We start from the raw sequence: 14,478 nt of genomic DNA, 5'->3' as shown, positions 1-14,478 counted from the left end.
GCCCGAAGGTGCGCCCCTGTTTCACGAGGGGTTGTCCATGCGTCGTTTTCTGATCTCGTCCGCCGCCATGATGGCGGTGCTGTCCGCCGCGCCCACCATTGCCCAAACGCCGGCGACTGTCGGGACGGGGGCGCCGGCGGCCGAAGCGCAAAGCGAGGACGCGCGGCTGAATGCCTTCTTCGAACAGGCCTTCCAGGCGCGGATCGCGCTCAGCCCGCAACAGATGACCTCGCTGGGGATCAAGACCGATTACGACAAGCTGGACGATGTGTCGGACGCCGCCGCCGACAGGGCCCTGGCCCTGCAGGAGGCCCAGCTGGCGCAGATGAAGGCCGGCTTCGATCCCGAGAAGCTGGGGCCTCAGGCGCGGCTGTCGTGGCGGATGTTCGAATACGGGGTGCAGCAGGCGCGGCTGTCGAACCAGTGGCGCGACTGGGGCTTCCAGTTTGCGGCCAACGGCAATCCGACCACCAGCCTGCCCGTCTTCCTGATCAACAACCACCGCGTCTCAAGCGTCGCCGACGCCGAGGCCTATGTCGGCCGTCTGCGCGCCGCCCAGGTCCAGATGGAACAGGTCGCCGACGAACTGCGTCAGCGCGCGGCGGCGGGCGTGGTCTCGCCCCGCTTCGTCTTCGAACCCTCCATCGCCAACACCCGCAACGTCATCTCGGGCGCGCCGTTCGACGATGGGGCGGACAATCCGGTCTGGGCCGATTTCAACAAGAAGGTCGCGGCGCTGGAGACGGATCAGGCGGCCAAGGACCGGCTGCTGTCCGAAGGCCGCGCCGCCCTGACGGGACCATACAAGGCCGGGTTCGACACGGTGCTGACGGCCCTGGCCGAGGTTCAGCCCAAGGCCGACAGCGACGCCGGCGTGTGGCGCCTGCCGCAGGGCGAGGCCTATTACAACGCCCGGCTCCAGCTCTCGACCACCACCGACCTGACCGCCGACCAGATCCACCAGATCGGCCTGGACGAAGTCGCCCGCATCCAGGCCGAGATGGAAGTCATCAAGGCCCAGGTCGGCTTTACCGGCACGCTGCAGGAGTTCTTCGTCTTCCTGAAGACCGATCCGCGCTTCCAGTATCCGAACACGACTGAGGGCAAGGAACAGTATCTGACCGACGCGCGGGGTTTCATCGCCCAGGTGATGGCGGCGGCCCCGCAATGGTTCTCGACCCTGCCCAAGGCGGCGCTTGAGGTGCGGGCGGTGGAGCCGTTCCGCGAGGCGACGGCCTCGATCGCCTTCTACAACTCGCCGGCGCCGGACGGGTCGCGGCCGGGCATCTATTACGTCAACCTGTCGGACATGACCCAGGTGCTGAAGCCCCAGATCGAGGGCATCAGCTATCACGAGGGCGCGCCCGGGCACCATTTCCAGATCGCCTATGCCCAGGAAATCGAGGGCCTGCCGCGCTTCCGTCGCTTCGGCGGCTACGGCGCCTACGCCGAGGGCTGGGGCCTATACGCCGAACAACTGGGCAAGGAGATGGGCTTCTATCAGGACCCCTATTCCGACTTCGGTCGGCTCTCGACCGAGCTGTGGCGCGCCGTGCGTCTGGTGACCGACACCGGCCTGCACGCCAAGCGCTGGAGCCGCGAACAGGCGATGGACTATTTCCGCCAGAACTCCCTGCTGTCCGAGCGCGACATCGAAAAGGAGGTCGAGCGCTACATCACCAATCCCGGACAGGCGACCAGCTACAAGATCGGCGAGCTGAAGATCGAGGAACTGCGCGACCGGGCCAAGGCGGCGCTGGGTGACCGGTTCGACATCAAGGACTTCCACGCCGTGGTCCTGGGCTCCGGCTCGGTGCCGCTGGACGTGCTGGAGGACCAGGTCGACGGATGGATCGCGGCGGGCGGCGGGGCGCCGGCCGCATAAGCACGTCCTTCTCCCATTGGGAGAAGGTGGCTTGAAGAGCCGGATGAGGGTCGGTCGGCGGGCCAAGTCGCACCGTTCGACCCTCACCCTTTCGCCTTTCCGATCGCTGCACTCTCGGAGGCTCAAGCCCTCTCCCAACGGGAGAGGGAGGCAATAGTGCGCTTTTCGTGTATGAGCCGCCGCCATGCCCTTCACCGCGACCGTCCTGACCATGTTTCCCGAGGCCTTTCCCGGCCCGCTCGGCGTGTCGCTGATCGGCACGGCGTGGCGCGAGAAAGGCTTGTGGAGCCTGGATACGGTTGACATTCGCGCCTTTTCCACAGATACGCGCGGCTTCCTGGACGACACCCCTGCGGGTGGCGGCCCGGGAGCTGTGCTTAAGGCGGACGTGGTGGCTCGGGCGGTGGATAGCCTTCCGGGACCGACCAACCCTTCTAGGGGGCGGCCGCTTTTGTACATGAGCGCCAAGGGTCGACCCCTGACCCAGGCGCGCGTCAAGGAATGGGCCAAGGCCGACGGCATCGTCGTGCTTTGCGGTCGTTTCGAGGGGGTGGATCAGCGGGTGCTCGACGCACGCGGGTTCGAGGAGGTCTCGGTCGGAGACGCGGTGCTCGCCGGCGGCGAGGCGGCGGCGATGGTCGCGATCGAGGCGTGCGTAAGATTGATCCCTGGAGTGCTTGGCGCGGCGGACAGCCTGTCGTCCGAAAGCTTCGAGGATGGGCTTCTGGAACACCCGCAGTACACGCGACCGCGGACGTTCGAGGGACTGGAGATACCCGAGGTGCTGGTGTCGGGCGACCACAAGAAGGTCGCACAATGGCGCGAGATGCAACGGGAAGAGACCACGCGGGAGCGGCGACCAGACCTCTGGGAAGCGCATCTCGCCAAATCACAGCTAAAGGGCGCAAAGCCCGAGGAGAAATGACATGAACATCGTTCAACAGCTGAACGCCGAAGAAAAAGCCCGCGTTCTCGGCGAGCGCACGATCCCGGTCTTCCAACCCGGCGACACCCTGCGCGTCAACGTAAAGATCAAGGAAGGCGAGCGCGAGCGCGTCCAGGCCTTCGAGGGCGTCTGCATCGCCCGTGACGGCGGCGGCATCAGCGAAACCTTCACGGTCCGCAAGATCTCGTTCGGCGAAGGCGTCGAACGCAAATTCCCCATTCTGTCGCCCAACATCGAGTCGATCGAAGTGAAGCGCCGCGGCGTCGTGCGTCGCGCCAAGCTCTATTACCTGCGCGATCGTCGCGGCAAGTCGGCCCGTATCGCCGAGCGCCAGACGGTCCGTCCCGCCAAGGGCGTCGTCGTTCCGGAAACCGGTTCGGCCGCCAAGGGCGACGAAGCCTAGGTTCAGGTACGACACTGAAATGACGAAGGCCCCGGCGGAAACGCCGGGGCCTTTTTCTATTCCGCCTTCACAAGGCTACTGCGGATAGAGCGGGTTGTCCGCGTCGCGCTGGCCTTCCAGGCTGTGCTTCAGCGCTTCCATCTGCTCATGCTCGGTCTTCACCGCCGCATAGGCCCGCCGGATCGTCTCGCGCGTGGTGGCGGAGATGCCGGTGTCCTCCAGCGCCTTTTCGTATTTGCCGGCGATGAAGCCTTCGCCGCTGTTGATCGAGCCGACAACGGAATCGTCGTTGCGCAGCAGCGCATGTTTCACGTCCAGAAAGGCCCGGTGGGCCTTGGCCAGGATCGAGCCGTCGGATTCGGGATCGCCGCCCAGGCCGCGCACGGCGGCGGACAGGTCGTCTACGACCTGCTGGCGTTCGGCGCTGCGGCGCTCGAACAGGGTGCGATAGTGAGGGTCCTGCGTCTGTTCTGCGGCTTCACGATAGCCGTCGGCGCTGTCCAGCGTGGTTTCGATCAGGCCGTTCAGAACCTTGATGTCGTGGGCGTTGGGATTGCTCATCTCGTCCATTCCTTCCGCTGTTGCGGTCAAACGGCGGAATGGCCGGGCGCGGCGAAGGTTGCCGCCCTGCGACATCAAAGTTTGGTGCGAAGGGACCAAAGCTCGGGGAAGCAGCGCTTGGTCAGGGTCGAGGCCAGATAGGCCGCCCCCTCCGTGCCGCCGGTTCCACGCCGCCGGCCGATGATGCGCTCGACCGTGACGACATGCTTGTGGCGCCAGGTCAGCAAGGCGTCGTCCAGATCGACCAGCTTCTCGGCCAGTTGATACAGCACCCACCAGCGTTCGGTGTCGCGATAAACCTCCAGCCAGGCCGCCTCGACGGCCTCGGACGGCTCATAGGGCTGGGTCACGTCGCGGTTCAGCACCTCGGCGGGCACCGGCAGACCGGCCTTGGCCATCTGGGCCAGGGCGTCATCGTACAGGCTGGGCGCGGCGATGGCGGCCTGAAGCGCGGCCAAGGCTTCGGGGCGATCCTCATGGAACTTCAGGAAGCTGGCGTCCTTCAGGCCCAGCATGGCCTCGAACCGGCGGAACTGGTCGCTCTGGAAGCCCGAGGACGATCCCAGGGACCCACGGAACCGCAGATAGTCGGCCGGGGTCATGGTCGACAGGATGTCCCAGCTGTGGGTCATCACCGCCTGGATGCGAGAGACCCGCGCCAGGCTCTTATAGGCCGGCACCAGATCGCCGGCGCGCACCAGCCGCTGCGCCAGGGCCGTCTCGTGCAGGATCTGCTTGAGCCACAGTTCCTTGGTCTGGTGGATGACGACGAACAGCATCTCGTCGTGCTGGTCCGACAGCGGATGCTGGGTCGAAAGCAGGTCGTCCAACGCCAAATAGCCGGCGTAGGTGATGTCGCTGGATTGGGTCATGCCCGCCTATCGCCCGCGATGGCGGGCAGCGCAAGGCGGGTTCGCGCCGGCCCTAATGCTGGCCTTGGGCCGAGACGTTAGAGGCGATCTGGCGACCGGCGTCGAAGGCGTCGCGCGCGCCTTTGTAGATGAAGCCGTAGGTCGGATAGACCGTCGTTCCCAGGTCGTTGATCGGATTGTACCAGACCTTGACCTGGGACCAGTCGTTGGAGGGCGAGACGTCGACGACGGTGACGTTCTCCTCGACCTTGCCGCGGCTGCCGCCCCAGTTGGCGTGGGTGACGCGGACCACGCGGTCGGTCAGGATGTCGGAGACGACGGCGACGTGGCCCCGGCTCATGCGGCCCTCGGGGCGGAAGACCAGGACCGAGCCGGTTTCAGGCGCGCGGCCGGTGCGGAAGCCGGCGGAGGCCTGACGCCACCAGGTCCAGGCGTCGCCGAAGATGTTGATGCCCGAGAACATGCGCGCGAAGGTCACGCACTGCCAATACGGCTCGTCAGCCTTCGCACTGGAGGGAACGGCGCCCAATGCAAAAAAACCGAGGGTCGCCGCAACCGCGGCGGCTTTGAGCCGTTTCGTCATGCTTAGGGGTATCCCGACCCGTCTTTGGAACGCCCTTTAGGCCACGGGTTCACGCTCGGTAGCAAGTTGTTTCGGCGTAGCGCCGGACTTCAGACTGCTTGCCGAAGTCTTATCGCCCCGCTTGGCCATGCCGCGCAAAGCCTTGCGGGCCGGGTGTTCGACGAGATGATAGGAGACGGCGGCCACGACCGGCAGCAGGGCCAAAATCGCCAACCACACGAAAATTTGAAGCTGCTTGTCGGGCGCATCCACAAGCTTGGCGGCGAGACCGACGGCCAGAAGCTTCCACGGCACGCAGACCATATAGACCGAATAGCTGATCTCGCCGAGGTAGACAGCCGGCTTGGAGGCGAGCCATCCGGCGCGCTCATTGGGCAGCGACGCGAGCGACAGGATCAGGGCGCCGGCCAGGAGAACCGTCACCCCGTCCCACAGTCCAAGCGCCGCGCTGAGCACCATCAGACCGAACGAGACAGCGGCGCACAGCCAAGGCGCCTTCAACGGCGCGCGGCGATAGACGAGGTAGAGGGCGCACCCCAGGGCGAAGCACGGCACGATCCGCAGCGCGCCCCAACGGATCGTCGCCTCGGTCAGAGCAAACCCGGCCCACTGCTCGAACACGAAATAGAGGATGGCCAGGAAGGCCGCCGCGCCGACGACGGCCGCGATGGGACGATGCCGCGCGCGCCAGAAGACGAAGGCGAACAGCGGGAAGCAGAGATAGGCGAACCACTCCGCCGAGATCGACCAGGACGGGTGGTTCCAGCCCGCCACCGGCGCCAGGCCCCAGGCGTGGACCATGAACAGGTTGGCGGGCAGCGACGCCCAGCTCAGCACATTGCCGTCCACGCTCATACCGGCGAACAGGGCGGCGGCGGCCAGCAGCCCGACCCCGATCAGGGTCGCGACATGCAGCGGATAGACCCGCGCCACCCGCGCCCAAAGGAAGCTGCGATACGAGAACCGCTTCTCGCCCGCCGCCGCCAGATAGACGTGGCTGAGGATGAAGCCGGACAGGACGAAGAACAGCTCGACCCCCAGATACCCCTTGGCCACCAGGCCGACCTGACCGGCGCCCGCCAGGTTTTCCCAGAAACTGTAAACGGCCACCCACATCGCTGCGCCGAAACGCAGGGCGGTGATGGGACGAAGATCGGCCGGAGTCTGGGTATGGGTCTGAACGGGGGTCATGGTCTCACCTTGGCACGTCAGCCTTTTCGAACCGTGAAGGCCCGCAAGGGTTGTGCCTCGGAGGCCTTTACCCCGCCCACACGCCGTGGAAGCCGGCTGGCAGGGCCGTGTCCGCTTGCCAGGTCGCCACGGGACCGTCCTCGATCCGGGCCACGTCGAACACATGGAGTTCGGCGCGGCCGTCCTTCAGATTGACCGACGGCCCGACCAGCCAGGCGTCGCGTTCGGCCGTCGCGCCGGGCTTGGGCACGAAGACTGCTTCCTCGACCACCTGATGCACCCCGAACTCGAAGGCGTTCGAGCGGCCGCTGTCCCAATCGTGCACGGCCAGGCCCGTCGGCAGGGGCCGTCCGAGCGTCTCGCCGGAGGTATGGGCCGTGAGGCTGCGCTTCAGCCCTGCCCGGCGCGGATCGGCCTTGGGGAACTCGCCCACGACATCGCTATAGGTCATGTCGGCGCGACCATCGGGCCGCAGGGTGATCAGGGCCAGTTTCGCCGGATCGCCCGGCACGACCCCGTGCCCATCCACCAGAACCCGCGCGCCATCGACCGCGAAGCGCGGATCGCCGCTGGCGGCGACGTCGAAGCGGATCGTGCCGTCCCGCTCGGCCCAGGCATCGCCCAGGTGGAAATGGAAGAAGCCCGGCAGGTCGTAGAGGCGGCGCTTGGACAGGTCGTCCTTGTCCAGCACCAGGACCTGCGTCCCCATCTCCGGTCGCCAGGCCAGGCCCGAGATCACCGGCATGGCGTGGGTCTCGAACACCCAGGGCTGGAGCACCAGAATCACGTGCCGGTCGGTGGCGGTGAAGTCGTGCATATAGCTGGCGCGCGGCAGGGACACGACCTGGGCGTCGTTCAGGCTGCGATCGGGGTTCAGATGCCAGATCACCGCGCGATTTCCGGCCAAGCCGACATTCCAGATCGAACCTTCGGGCGCATAACGCGGATGGGCCTGGAACGGCATGCCCTTCAGGTCGTCGCGCAGGGTGACGAAGCCTTCGGTCGAAAGGTCGGATGCCGACATGGCCAGGGGCGACCCTGCCTCCCACAGGGCCCAGACCTGATCGCCGGCGACCATGACGGCCGTGTTGGCGGCGTTGGCGTCGTCGTTCGAACCGATGCGGGCGCGCGCGTCGCCCCTGGTGCCGAAGCCGGGGGTCAAGACGGCGCCCAGTTCGGTCTCGGTGCGGCGCTTGGGCGTGTCGGCGAACCGCGCCTCCAGCGTGGCCTGACCGTCCTGAATGCGGAAGGCGCGCATCATGCCGTCGCCGTCGAACCAGTGGGTCGCCGAACCACCTGGCCGCCGGAACTTGGCCGGTCCGTTGCGATACAGCGCGCCCTGCAGGCCCGCCGGCGCCCGGCCATGGATCAGGCGCATCGTCTGGCGCGGCATGTCGCCCTCGATGTCCTGGGTCGCCAGCGCCCAGTCGGCCTTCGTCGCGGCGACGGCGTCCAAAGCGGCGGCGGCGCGGACCATCTCGGGCGTGGCGACGGCGGCGGAAAGGGCTGCGGCGCCCATCAGGAAGGAACGGCGGGAGGGGGTCATGATCAGGCTCCGGCTCGGATCGCTTACTTCAGGTCGATCGATTGAACGACGGCGCCCGCTGCGGCGAACTTCGCGCGCTCCCAAGACGCCGGCCCCATATTGCCGACCGCATTGTTGGAGAAGGCGAAGCGCTCGGTCGGCATGCCGAACGGGTTGGTGTTCATCTTGCCGTCGCCGTTCAGGTCATGAAAGGCGCGCACCGCATAGTCGCCGTCGGGCAGGCCGTCGAAGGTCACGCTGGTCTGGCCTCCGGCTGCATCCAGCATGGCGACCTGGGCCGGCGGGCCCTCGCCGTCATAGTTGGCCTCGCTGTTGAAGACGGCGACCATGATCTGGCCTTGTGGCGCCACGCTCGGGAATGAGACCGTCAGGTCGGCGGCGAAGGCGGGCGCGGCGGCCAGAACGGCGGCGAGAGCGAGAATGGGAGCGATGGCGGCGACGGTCTTCATGACGGCGTATCCTGTGTCAGGGAGAGGACCGACGACCGACCCTCGATGACCGGACCGTGCCGCCATCCCCTGCCCTTCGCCACCTCACTTGCGGCGACGCACGGTGCTGCTTCGCCAATGACCACCCCTGGCCATTGGCGAAGCGTGAACGCACGCCTTACTTCATCGCCGCCAAGGCATGGTCCGAGATCAGGGTGTAGGCTAGCCCGTGCGGATTGCGAACGTCGAAGTTCTCGGTCGTCACCACCACGACCGCATCCAGGTCCGGGACGATCGCAACCTTGTTGCCGCCGGTGCCCGACATGGTCCAGGCGGGATGGGGTGCGCCTGCGACCTGATAGGTCGGCAGCCAGATCAGATAGCCGTAGTCGCCCTTCTGCGGATCGACGCTGGCGTGCGGGGTGACCATGGCGCGTGCGAAGGCCTCAGGCAGGACCTGGCGTCCCTCCCACCGCCCGTGGTTCAGCAGCAGCTGCCCCAGCGCCAGCAGGTCGCGGCTGCGCAGGCCCAGGCCGCCGCCGCCTTGAGCCAGGCCGGTCGGCGACATCTGCCAATCCTCACCCTCGATCTCCAGCGGGCCGAACAGAGCCTTGCGTGCAAAATCCTTCAGCGGTTCGCCCGTCGCCTTCTGGACGACGGCACCCAGGGTGGTCACCCCCGCTGTGCAATAGGAGAAGGCCCGGCCGTAGGGCTGGTTCTCGGGCCGGGGGATCCAGTGAGGGAAGCCGCGCACCGGCAGGTCCATGGCGAACTTCACCCAGTCCTCGATCAGGTACATCCGCTCCTCATTGCCGCGCGAGAACGCGTTGTCGTCGTCGCATTCCAGCAGCGAGCTCATGGTCAGCAGGTCCTCGACCGTGATGGCGGCCTTGCGCGGATCGGGATTGTCGAAGGGGCGTGGTCCGCGACGAAGGGCATGACCGGGGCGTCGACGCTCGCAATGTCGCCGCGCCCTAGGGCGGCGCCGACCAGCATGGCGGTGACGGTCTTGGTGACCGAGCGGGTGTTGCGGCGGCTCTCGCGGTCCGCCTCGTCAAAATAGACCTCGTGCACCAGCCGGCCGTGCCTGGCGATCAGGACGCTGGTGATCTTCTGGAAGGTTCCGGCGCGGACGGCGGCGTCCATAGCCGCCAGACCCTCGGCCGAAACGTCCTGGGTTTCGGGCGCGGCGACCGGCCAGTTCGGCTCGGCCATCACGGGTGCGGAGACGAGCGCGAGCCCGAGGGTCGCGAGAAGCAGATGACGCATGAGGGTCCTGGATTGGGGAAGCAACGACCGCACTTCCCACGCGTCGGGCCGCCCGTCTTGAACAGACGCAACCGGTCAGGCGAACAGGGCGCGGTAGCGGGCCGGCGTCAGGCCATAGAGGGCGCCGAACTCGCGCGTCATATGGCTCTGGTCGGCATAGCCCGCGCTCAGGGCCAGTTCGGCCAAGTCCCGCACGCGCGCGATCTGGCCCGCCGCCCGGTCCGCCCGCGCGCGACGAATGGCGGCGGCGGGCGAACAGCCGAAATGGCGGCGATAACGGCGGGCCAGGGAGACGGGATGAACCCCGACCAGTTCGGCGATAGTCGCCACCTCCAGCCCCGGCTGGTCCGCCAGGTCGTGCAGGACGTCATGGGCTCGCAACAGCCAATCCGGCGCAGGATCCTCGTCCAACTCCCCCGGCGACAGAACCGACGCCGCCAGATCCAGTGTCAGACCCTCCATCACGACCGCGTCCCCCGCCGCGAACCGCCCGGCCACCCCGACCAGCCGCCGCGCCGCCCCTTCCGCCAGGGCGCCGCGCAACCGCATGGGGTCGCCGCGCTCGGCTCCCTTGGGCGGATCGAAACTGATGGACAGGAAGCGACCGCCGGCGACGTCGAAACAGTCCCGGTGCTCGACCCCGGCGGGTTCCAAACCAGGGCGCCGGGGCCGAAGGCGGCATCCCTTGGCGTCAGCGGATCATGGGCCAGGCTGCGATAGCCGTCGTTTAGGGCCAGGACGAAATGGGCGTCGTCATGGGCGTGCAGTTCGACGCCCTCGGGCGGCCGGCTGGCGACCCACAGGCCGACGCGGAAACCGCCGGCCTCGACCGTTCGAGAGGCCGCGCCGAAGAAATCGCCCGAAGGCAGATGGGGCTTGCTCATGAATGACGATCCCCGCGCGACAGCGGCATCATGCGCGGGATTCGGCAAAAGAAAAGGCCCGGAACCTGGGTTCCGGGCCTTTGTCTCTGAGGAGCTCGACCCCGGACCTAGTCCAGGGTGCGCTTGATCTCTTCGACCGTGAAGCACTCGATATAGTCGCCTTCCTTGATGTCCTGGAAGCCCTGGAACTGCATGCCGCACTCCTGGCCGGCCGTGACTTCGTTGACCTCGTCCTTGAAGCGTTTGAGCGTGTTGAGCACGCCCAGCTCCAGAACCACAACATCGTCGCGGACGATCCGGACGCGGGCGCCCTTGCGGACCACGCCTTCCGACACCCGGCAACCGGCGATCTTGCCGATCTTGGAGATGTCGAACACCTGCAGGACGGCGGCGTTGCCCAGGAAGGTTTCCCGTTGCAGCGGCGCCAGCATGCCGGACAGCACGCCCTTAATGTCATCCAGCAGGTCGTAGATGATCGAATAGTAGCGGATCTCGACGCCCTCGCGGTCGGCCAGATCACGCGCCTGTTTCGACGCACGGACGTTGAAGCCCAGGATCGGCGCACCGGCCGACTTGGCCAGGTTGACGTCGCTTTCGGTGATGCCGCCGGCGCCGGAATAGACCGTGCGGGCGCGCACCTCGTCGGTGCTCATCTTGTCCAGCGAGCTGACGATGGCTTCGGCCGAACCCTGCACGTCCGCCTTGATGACGACCGGCAGTTCCGAGACCTTCTTGGACTGCAGACGGGACATCATGTCGACCAGCGACACCGAACCGCCCGAGACCTGGGCCTTCTCGCGCTTCACCCGCTGACGGTATTCGGTCAGCTCGCGGGCGCGGGCTTCGGATTCCACCACGGCGAAGACGTCGCCCGGAGACGGCGCCTCGTCCAGACCCAGGATCTCGACGGGGACGGAGGGACCGGCGTCGGTCAGCTGCTCGTTGCGCTCGTTCAGCAGGGCGCGAACCTTGCCCCACGAGCTGCCGGCGACGACGATGTCGCCGCGCTTCAGCGTGCCGCGCTTGACCAGGACGGTGCCGACCGGGCCACGTCCCTTGTCCAGCTTGGCCTCGATGACCACGCCCTCGGCCGAACGATCGGCGCTGGCGCGCAGGTCCATGACCTCGGCCTGGACCAGAATGGCCCCAAGCAGTCCGTCGAGGTTCATCCGCTCCTTGGCCGAGACCTCGATGATCTGGGTCTCGCCGCCCAGGCTTTCAGCGATGACTTCGTGCTGCAGCAGTTCGTTGACGACCTTCTGAGAAGTCGCGCCTGGCTTGTCCATCTTGTTGACGGCCACGATCAGGGGCGCATTGGCGGCCTTGGCGTGCTGGATGGCTTCGATCGTCTGCGGCATGACGCCGTCATCGGCGGCCACGACAAGGACCACGATGTCCGTGACGTTGGCGCCGCGCGCCCGCATGGCCGAGAAGGCGGCGTGGCCCGGGGTGTCGAGGAAGGTGACCTTCTGGCCGTCTTCCAGACGCACCTGATAGGCGCCGATGTGCTGGGTGATGCCGCCGGCCTCGCCGCCCGCGACGTCGGTCGTGCGCAGGGCGTCCAGCAGCGAGGTCTTGCCGTGGTCGACGTGGCCCATGATGGCCACGACCGGCGCCCGGACATCGTCCGCTTCGGCGTCGTCCGCATCCCCCAGGAAGCCGAACTCGATGTCGGATTCCGAGACACGCTTGACCGCCATGCCGAACTCTTCGGCCACCAGTTCGGCGGTGTCGGAATCGATCACGTCGTTGATCTTCATCATCAGGCCCTGCTTCATCAGGAACTTGATGATGTCGACGCCGCGCACGGCCATCCGGTTGGACAGCTCCTGAACGGTGATGACGTCGGGGATGACCACTTCGCGCGGACGGTTCGGCGCGTCGGTCGAGCCGCCTTTACGCTTTTCCTTCTCGCGTTCGCGGGCGCGGCGGACCGAGGCCAGCGAGCGCATGCGCTCGGCGGCGTCGCCGTCGCCGACCACGGACTGGATGGTCATGCGGCCTTCGCGGCGCTTCGGCTCGCCGCGCGTACGGCTGACCGCCTTGCCTGCGTCGGAGAAGCGCTTCTCGCGATCGTCGTCGCGACCGACCGGACGGCCGAAGCCGGCGCCGGGCGCACGGGCCGGGCGCAGAACATTGGCCTCGGCCGGGGGCGCGTTCGGGGTCGGACGGCCGCCAGGGCCGGTGCGCGCGCCACCGGGACGGGCGGCGCCGGGGGCCGGACGCGGGTTCAGGGCCGAATAGCGAACGGGCTCGGCCGGCTTGGCACCTTGCGGACGGCCTGCGCCGCCGGGGGCCGGACGTGCGCCTTGCGGGCGGTCGGTCTGCGGACGATCCGAATAGGCGCGGTCTCCGCCGCCCATGGCCTGTTCACGGGCCGAACGGCCGCCGAAGGCGGGACGCTCGGGCGCCGCGCGCTGGGGATTGCCGGGCTTGGGCACGCGCTGGCCGAAGTTGACGACCGGGCGAGCCGGAGCGGCCGGACGGGCCGGGGCGGCCGGAGCCGGCGTGGCGGCGGCGGTCGGTGCAGGCGCCGGAACCGGAGCCGGGGCGACCGGTGCGGCGGCGACGGGCGCAGCCGGCTTGGGCGCAGGCTTGGCGGGCTGAGGCGCGGCGGCCGTCAGCTTGGCGGCCTCGGCGCGGGCGGCTTCGGCAGCGGCCTGTGCGGCGGCGGCTTCGTCCCGTGCAGCCTGGGCGGCGCGTTCGGTGGCGGCGGCCTGGTCGCGAGCAGCGGCGTCGGCGGCGGCCTTGGCGGCGGCGGCGGCGTCAGCCTTGGCGGCGTTGGCCTGGGTCGCCATGGCGATGGCGCGACGGCGCGCTTCCTGCTCCTCGGGCGACAGGGCGCCGCCGGCGGGTTGCGGCGAACGCTGACCTTGCGGACGCGGCGCCTGAGAGGCCTGTTGCGGACGTGCGACATCGAAGCCCTGCGGACGTTGCGGTCCGCCGGCGCCCGCACGGCGCTTGGTCTCGACCACCACCGTCTTGGATCGGCCATGGCTGAAGCTCTGTTTCACGGTCCCGGTCGGGACCGATCCCACAACGCGCGGCTTCAGGCTCAGCGGAGCGCGCGGCCCCGTCTGGGACGGCGTGCCGCCCGTTGCGCCCTGGCCTTCGTTGGTCTTGTCGTTTTCGTCGCTCATCCGGTCGCTTTACTCGGGGCGGAAAGGCCCGCCGTCCTCATCTAATACCCATGAACGACCGTGAGCCCGTCTCCGCCCTTGGAGACAGGCCCTCGGCCGCCAAAATCCTAACTCGCCCCTGAAGGGTTTGCTCCCGCCGATCCGCCCTCGACACTGAAAACCTCCCAGTGAGGGGGGCGAAGCGGCCGAAATCCAGCCAGTCGTTCGACCTCTACGGTCCACCGATCGGCGCGTCCGCCCGCAAGCAGGACGGCGTGTATCGCATTTTCCAGCCCAAGGGCCAAACTCAAATCGTCCACAGTGAACGCGCCGCAGACTTTCGCGGTCTGATGGCGGGCCAGAGCGAGGATCTTTCCGCGCCCGTCGGCCGAGCCGTCGGCGGCTTCCACCACCCAGGCGACCTTGCCGGCCCGCAGGTTCGCAGCGGATTTCTCGAAGCCAGAGATAAGCACGCCTTCGCGCCGGGCAAGACCCAGCTGATCGAGACAGCGCCTGACAAGCAGCCGTTCGACGACATCGGCGAGGTCAGCCGTGGCAGTCAGCTTGGTCTTGGCGGCGCGGGTGAAGCCGTTCTTCTTGACCGCCGTCTCGATCGAGGCGCGGCTGGCTTCGACCCACAGGCCGCGTCCGGGCAGTTTCCTGCCCAGGTCGGGAACCACCTGGCCATCGGGCCCGGCGACGAAACGGATCAGGCGAGATTCGTCCATGACCTCGTGAGTGACGAGATCCCGGCGTTCCCTATCGATCGTTGCGTCGCGCAAGCTCATATG

Annotated in this window: 15 protein-coding genes; 4 read left to right on the top strand and 11 right to left on the bottom strand. The window is 67.7% G+C overall.

Features of this window, described 5'->3' with window-relative positions; translation table 11 throughout:
- Nucleotides 1-37 precede the first annotated feature (37 nt).
- From EGY25_RS07500 to rplS, 3 genes are all read left to right on the top strand, one after another.
- Complete coding sequence (locus EGY25_RS07500; RefSeq protein WP_209308014.1) at nt 38-1,885, top strand: DUF885 domain-containing protein; 1,848 nt, start codon at nt 38-40, stop codon at nt 1,883-1,885.
- Nucleotides 1,886-2,069: 184 nt separating this feature from the next.
- Nucleotides 2,070-2,810 (top strand): tRNA (guanosine(37)-N1)-methyltransferase TrmD, encoded by a 741-nt coding sequence (gene trmD / locus EGY25_RS07495; protein ID WP_135194391.1) that lies wholly within the window; start codon nt 2,070-2,072, stop codon nt 2,808-2,810.
- Between the two features lies 1 nt (nt 2,811).
- A complete protein-coding gene (gene rplS, locus EGY25_RS07490; RefSeq protein ID WP_135194390.1) occupies nt 2,812-3,234 on the top strand; it encodes a 50S ribosomal protein L19 in 423 nt (140 codons plus the stop codon).
- A gap of 75 nt (nt 3,235-3,309) precedes the next feature.
- On the opposite strand, the gene EGY25_RS07485 is transcribed toward rplS, so the two are convergent.
- From EGY25_RS07485 to EGY25_RS07450, 9 genes are all read right to left on the bottom strand, one after another.
- Nucleotides 3,310-3,795, bottom strand: a complete 486-nt coding sequence (locus EGY25_RS07485) for a PA2169 family four-helix-bundle protein (protein ID WP_135194389.1) — start codon at nt 3,793-3,795, stop codon at nt 3,310-3,312.
- A gap of 74 nt (nt 3,796-3,869) precedes the next feature.
- Nucleotides 3,870-4,667, bottom strand: a complete 798-nt coding sequence (locus tag EGY25_RS07480; RefSeq protein ID WP_135194388.1) for a tryptophan 2,3-dioxygenase — start codon at nt 4,665-4,667, stop codon at nt 3,870-3,872.
- 52 nt (nt 4,668-4,719) lie between these two features.
- Nucleotides 4,720-5,250, bottom strand: coding sequence for a CHAP domain-containing protein (locus EGY25_RS07475; RefSeq protein ID WP_135194387.1), 531 nt, complete (start codon nt 5,248-5,250; stop codon nt 4,720-4,722).
- Between the two features lie 36 nt (nt 5,251-5,286).
- Complete coding sequence (locus tag EGY25_RS07470; protein ID WP_135194386.1) at nt 5,287-6,441, bottom strand: acyltransferase family protein; 1,155 nt, start codon at nt 6,439-6,441, stop codon at nt 5,287-5,289.
- A gap of 67 nt (nt 6,442-6,508) precedes the next feature.
- Entirely contained in the window at nt 6,509-7,987 is a 1,479-nt protein-coding gene (locus EGY25_RS07465; protein ID WP_135194385.1) for a carotenoid oxygenase family protein, read from the bottom strand.
- A 23-nt stretch (nt 7,988-8,010) separates the two neighbouring features.
- Nucleotides 8,011-8,436: a DUF2141 domain-containing protein gene (locus tag EGY25_RS07460; protein WP_135194384.1), complete on the bottom strand. Its 426-nt coding sequence runs from the start codon at nt 8,434-8,436 to the stop codon at nt 8,011-8,013.
- Between the two features lie 157 nt (nt 8,437-8,593).
- Nucleotides 8,594-9,274 carry a serine hydrolase domain-containing protein gene (locus tag EGY25_RS07455; RefSeq protein ID WP_280643929.1) on the bottom strand — a complete coding sequence of 227 codons (681 nt, stop codon included), beginning with the start codon at nt 9,272-9,274 and terminating at the stop codon, nt 8,594-8,596.
- 2 nt (nt 9,275-9,276) lie between these two features.
- Nucleotides 9,277-9,684: a serine hydrolase gene (locus EGY25_RS16855; protein WP_280643928.1), complete on the bottom strand. Its 408-nt coding sequence runs from the start codon at nt 9,682-9,684 to the stop codon at nt 9,277-9,279.
- A gap of 75 nt (nt 9,685-9,759) precedes the next feature.
- Nucleotides 9,760-10,338 (bottom strand): helix-turn-helix domain-containing protein, encoded by a 579-nt coding sequence (locus EGY25_RS07450; RefSeq protein WP_135194383.1) that lies wholly within the window; start codon nt 10,336-10,338, stop codon nt 9,760-9,762.
- 89 nt (nt 10,339-10,427) lie between these two features.
- On the opposite strand from EGY25_RS07450, the gene EGY25_RS16515 reads away from it, so the two are divergent.
- Nucleotides 10,428-10,574 (top strand): hypothetical protein, encoded by a 147-nt coding sequence (locus EGY25_RS16515; RefSeq protein ID WP_167762511.1) that lies wholly within the window; start codon nt 10,428-10,430, stop codon nt 10,572-10,574.
- A gap of 101 nt (nt 10,575-10,675) precedes the next feature.
- On the opposite strand, the gene infB is transcribed toward EGY25_RS16515, so the two are convergent.
- Together infB and EGY25_RS07440 are read right to left on the bottom strand one after the other, a co-directional pair.
- Nucleotides 10,676-13,708, bottom strand: coding sequence for a translation initiation factor IF-2 (infB, locus tag EGY25_RS07445; protein WP_135194382.1), 3,033 nt, complete (start codon nt 13,706-13,708; stop codon nt 10,676-10,678).
- 107 nt (nt 13,709-13,815) lie between these two features.
- Nucleotides 13,816-14,475, bottom strand: coding sequence for an RNA-binding protein (locus EGY25_RS07440; protein WP_135194381.1), 660 nt, complete (start codon nt 14,473-14,475; stop codon nt 13,816-13,818).
- Nucleotides 14,476-14,478 lie beyond the last annotated feature (3 nt).

This window comes from Brevundimonas intermedia (assembly GCF_004614235.1).
Lineage (GTDB): Bacteria > Pseudomonadota > Alphaproteobacteria > Caulobacterales > Caulobacteraceae > Brevundimonas > Brevundimonas intermedia_A.
Note: the sequence above shows the minus strand (reverse complement) of the source record. Positions and strands in the feature narration are given on the sequence as shown.

Excerpts from the sequence above, each read along its gene's own strand:
- EGY25_RS07500 (WP_209308014.1), top strand. The coding sequence starts at position 38 with ATGCGTCGTTTTCTGATCTCGTCCGCCGCCATGATGGCGGTGCTGTCC.
- trmD (WP_135194391.1), top strand. The coding sequence starts at position 2,070 with ATGCCCTTCACCGCGACCGTCCTGACCATGTTTCCCGAGGCCTTTCCC.
- rplS (WP_135194390.1), top strand. The coding sequence starts at position 2,812 with ATGAACATCGTTCAACAGCTGAACGCCGAAGAAAAAGCCCGCGTTCTC.
- EGY25_RS07485 (WP_135194389.1), bottom strand. The coding sequence starts at position 3,795 with ATGAGCAATCCCAACGCCCACGACATCAAGGTTCTGAACGGCCTGATC.
- EGY25_RS07480 (WP_135194388.1), bottom strand. The coding sequence starts at position 4,667 with ATGACCCAATCCAGCGACATCACCTACGCCGGCTATTTGGCGTTGGAC.
- EGY25_RS07475 (WP_135194387.1), bottom strand. The coding sequence starts at position 5,250 with ATGACGAAACGGCTCAAAGCCGCCGCGGTTGCGGCGACCCTCGGTTTT.
- EGY25_RS07470 (WP_135194386.1), bottom strand. The coding sequence starts at position 6,441 with ATGACCCCCGTTCAGACCCATACCCAGACTCCGGCCGATCTTCGTCCC.
- EGY25_RS07465 (WP_135194385.1), bottom strand. The coding sequence starts at position 7,987 with ATGACCCCCTCCCGCCGTTCCTTCCTGATGGGCGCCGCAGCCCTTTCC.
- EGY25_RS07460 (WP_135194384.1), bottom strand. The coding sequence starts at position 8,436 with ATGAAGACCGTCGCCGCCATCGCTCCCATTCTCGCTCTCGCCGCCGTT.
- EGY25_RS07455 (WP_280643929.1), bottom strand. The coding sequence starts at position 9,274 with ATGAGCTCGCTGCTGGAATGCGACGACGACAACGCGTTCTCGCGCGGC.
- EGY25_RS16855 (WP_280643928.1), bottom strand. The coding sequence starts at position 9,684 with ATGCGTCATCTGCTTCTCGCGACCCTCGGGCTCGCGCTCGTCTCCGCA.
- EGY25_RS16515 (WP_167762511.1), top strand. The coding sequence starts at position 10,428 with ATGGGCGTCGTCATGGGCGTGCAGTTCGACGCCCTCGGGCGGCCGGCT.
- infB (WP_135194382.1), bottom strand. The coding sequence starts at position 13,708 with ATGAGCGACGAAAACGACAAGACCAACGAAGGCCAGGGCGCAACGGGC.
- EGY25_RS07440 (WP_135194381.1), bottom strand. The coding sequence starts at position 14,475 with ATGAGCTTGCGCGACGCAACGATCGATAGGGAACGCCGGGATCTCGTC.